This window comes from Protofrankia sp. CiP1_Cm_nod4, from assembly GCF_982290645.1.
On record NZ_CEVIVC010000025.1, the window covers coordinates 26,470 to 29,520 of the forward strand.

Consider the following 3,051-nt stretch of genomic DNA (forward strand, 5'->3'; position numbering starts at 1 on the left):
CCCGCGGCATGCCCGTGGGCGGAGCCGTGGTGGCATGCCCGTGCTGGCGGAGCCGAGGCGACAGGCCCGCGGCGGGCGGGACCGTGCTGGCGAGCTCGCGGCGGACAGGCCCGTCGTGGCGGGTCCCGGTGCCCGGCGGGGCGGCCTGCTTTCGGCGGCGTCCGCGGAGCGGATCGCCTCTTGACCCCGGCCGGACCTCCTCGTCACGGCACTGGCCGCGGCCGTCCGGTCGCGCACCGGGCCAGTGGGTGGCCGTAGGTGACACGTGCCGAAGGCGCGTGCCGCGAGCGTGGTGGCGATAGTCTCGGCCGGGTCGTATTTCGGCGGCGCCGCCGATGCCCGCCCTGTCGCACAGTAGCGTTCTAGTCGGGCGTGTCCGTCCGGACGCGCGCCACACCGGAGGTCGAGGCCCGTGCCGTCCATCGAGGCTGTAGGAGCTCGCGAGATCCTTGACTCGCGGGGCAATCCCACCGTTGAGGTCGAGGTCGTCCTGGAGGACGGCACCCTCGGCCGCGCGGCCGTGCCCAGCGGCGCGAGCACTGGGGCGTTCGAGGCCGTCGAACTGCGTGACGGCGACGACCGTTACGGCGGCAAGGGCGTACGCAAAGCGGTGACTGCCGTGGCCGACCGGATCGGCCCCGAGATCATCGGTCTGGAGGCCACCGAGCAGCGGTTCCTCGACCAGGTCCTGCTGGACCTCGACGGGACGCCGGACAAGTCCGCGCTGGGCGCGAACGCGGTGCTCGGGGTCAGCCTGGCGGTCGCCAAAGCCGCGGCCAAGGCGTCCGACCTGCCGCTGTTCCGCTACCTGGGGGGCCCGGCCGCGCACCTGCTGCCGGTGCCGCTGCTGAACGTCGTCAACGGCGGCGCGCACGCCGACACCAACGTCGACATCCAGGAGTTCATGATCGCCCCGATCGGGGCGTCGACGTTCGTCGAGGCGCTGCGCTGGGGCGCGGAGACCTACCACGCGCTCAAGAGCGTGCTGAAGACCCAGGGGCTGGCCACCGCCGTCGGCGACGAGGGCGGGTTCGCCCCGAGCCTGCCGGCGAACCGTGCCGCGCTCGACCTGCTGGTGGAGGCCATCGGCAAGGCGGGCTTCCGGCCGGGGGAGGACATCGCCCTGGCTCTCGACGTGGCCTCGACGGAGTTCTTCGACGACGGCGCCTACCGCTTCGAAGGCGCCCGCCGCAGCGCGCAGGAGCTCAGCGACTACTACGCCGAGCTGGTGTCGGCCTACCCGATCGTCTCGATCGAGGATCCGCTCGCGGAGGACGACTGGGACGGCTGGGTGCAGCTGACCGCCCGTCTCGGCGACTCGGTGCAGCTCGTTGGTGACGACCTGTTCGTCACCAACCCGCAGCGGCTCGCCCGCGGCATTGCCGAGAAGGCCGGCAACGCCCTGCTCGTCAAGGTCAACCAGATCGGCACGCTCACCGAGACCCTGGACGCGGTGTCGCTCGCGCACCGTAACGGCTACCGGTCCATGATCTCCCACCGGTCCGGTGAGACCGAGGACACCACGATCTCCGACCTCGCGGTCGCCCTCGACGCCGGGCAGATCAAGACCGGCGCGCCGGCCCGCAGCGAGCGGGTCGCCAAGTACAACCAGCTGCTGCGCATCGAGGACGAGCTCGACGAGGCCGCCCGATATGCCGGGGCGGGGGCCTTTCCCCGCTTTTCACCGACCGCCGGGTGACACCGGTGGCGCGCCGCACACCGTTCACCACCCGGATGACCCTGCTGCTGGTGGTGATCTGCGTGCTCGTGCTGACGCTGGCCTATCCGCTGCGGCTCTACCTGCGGCAGCGCAGCCAGATCGACGAGCTCGCGGCGCACAACGCCGAACAACGCGAACGGGTGGAGGCGCTGAAGACCAAGGTGGCCGGCTACGACGATCCGGCGTGGGCCCAGGACGAGGCCCGGGTCAGGCTGCACTACACCCGGCCCGGGGAGAAGGCCTATCTGGTGCCGGCGACGTCGGTCACCCCGACCCCGGCTCCGAGCCCGGCTCCGAGCCCGGCCCCGGCTCCCTCGGCCACCGCGCGATGACCGCTCGTCGGGGCGCCGGCGCACCCGTCGCGGCCGTCGCGGGCTCGGCAGGCACCATCACCGGCTCGGCAGACACCGTTGACGTGCCGCCTGACACGGCCACCGGTGCTGGCACAGCGACTGGTTCCAGCACGGCCGCTGATTCTGGCACGCCTGCCAGAGCCAACAGGACCACCGAGGCCGGTGGTGACACCGAGGCCAGTGCGGCCGCCGAGGTTGTCGAGGTCGTTGCGCGGCAGCTCGGCCGGCGGCCGCGGGCGATGCGCCGGGTCGCCCACCGATGTTCCTGCGGCCTGCCGGACGTCGTCGAGACCTGGCCGAGGCTGGCCGACGGGACGCCGTTCCCCACGCTGTACTACCTGACCTGTCCGCGGGCGGCGTCGGCGATCGGGCGGCTGGAGGCGTCCGGCCTGATGCGGGAGATGACCGAGCGGCTCGCCGCCAACCGCGACGGCGATCTTTCCCGCCGCTACCAGGCGGCGCACCGCGACTACCTGGCCCGCCGGGACGCCCTGGCCGAGCTGCCCGGCGCACCGGGCGCGGGCGGCATGCCGACCAGGGTGAAGTGCCTGCACGTGCTGGTCGCGCACAGCCTGGCCGCCGGACCGGGGGTGAACCCGTTCGGTGACGAGGCACTGGCCCTGCTGGCGGACTGGGGCGTCCGCGGGCCGTGCGTGGCCGCCGGCTCGTGCGTCACCGGCCCCGCCCAGCAGAGCGGTTCCGTCCAGGAGAGTGGTTCCGGCGGGCAGGGCGGTCCCGGCCGGGAGGAGAGCGGTTCCGTCCAGCAGGGCGGTTCCGGCCCGGAGAACGGATCCGGCCGGGCAGCTGGCGGCGGCCCGGATGCCGGCCGCGCACAAGATGGGGGATCGTCGTGACCCGGGTGGCGGCCGTCGACTGCGGCACCAACTCGATCCGGCTGCTCGTCGCCGAGACGGCGAGCGGCGCCGACGCCGGCCCCGCGCCGGGTGGTCGCCCGGGCCCCAGCGCGGATCATGCCGA

3 protein-coding genes are annotated in these 3,051 nt (G+C 73.6%); all 3 read left to right on the forward strand.

All coding sequences use genetic code 11. The features are described 5' to 3' along the window. The first annotated feature begins 412 nt into the window (after positions 1-412). The 3 genes from eno to AC5LSR_RS07460 all read left to right on the forward strand — a co-directional run bounded on the left by eno (position 413) and on the right by AC5LSR_RS07460 (position 2,927). Positions 413-1,699, forward strand: coding sequence for a phosphopyruvate hydratase (gene eno / locus AC5LSR_RS07450; RefSeq protein WP_250285628.1), 1,287 nt, complete (start codon positions 413-415; stop codon positions 1,697-1,699). 5 nt (positions 1,700-1,704) lie between these two features. Next, on the forward strand, positions 1,705-2,052 hold the full coding sequence (locus AC5LSR_RS07455) for an FtsB family cell division protein (RefSeq protein WP_445548241.1): 348 nt from the start codon (positions 1,705-1,707) through the stop codon (positions 2,050-2,052). Between the two features lie 83 nt (positions 2,053-2,135). Beyond that, positions 2,136-2,927, forward strand: coding sequence for a DUF501 domain-containing protein (locus AC5LSR_RS07460; RefSeq protein WP_445548242.1), 792 nt, complete (start codon positions 2,136-2,138; stop codon positions 2,925-2,927). Positions 2,928-3,051 lie beyond the last annotated feature (124 nt).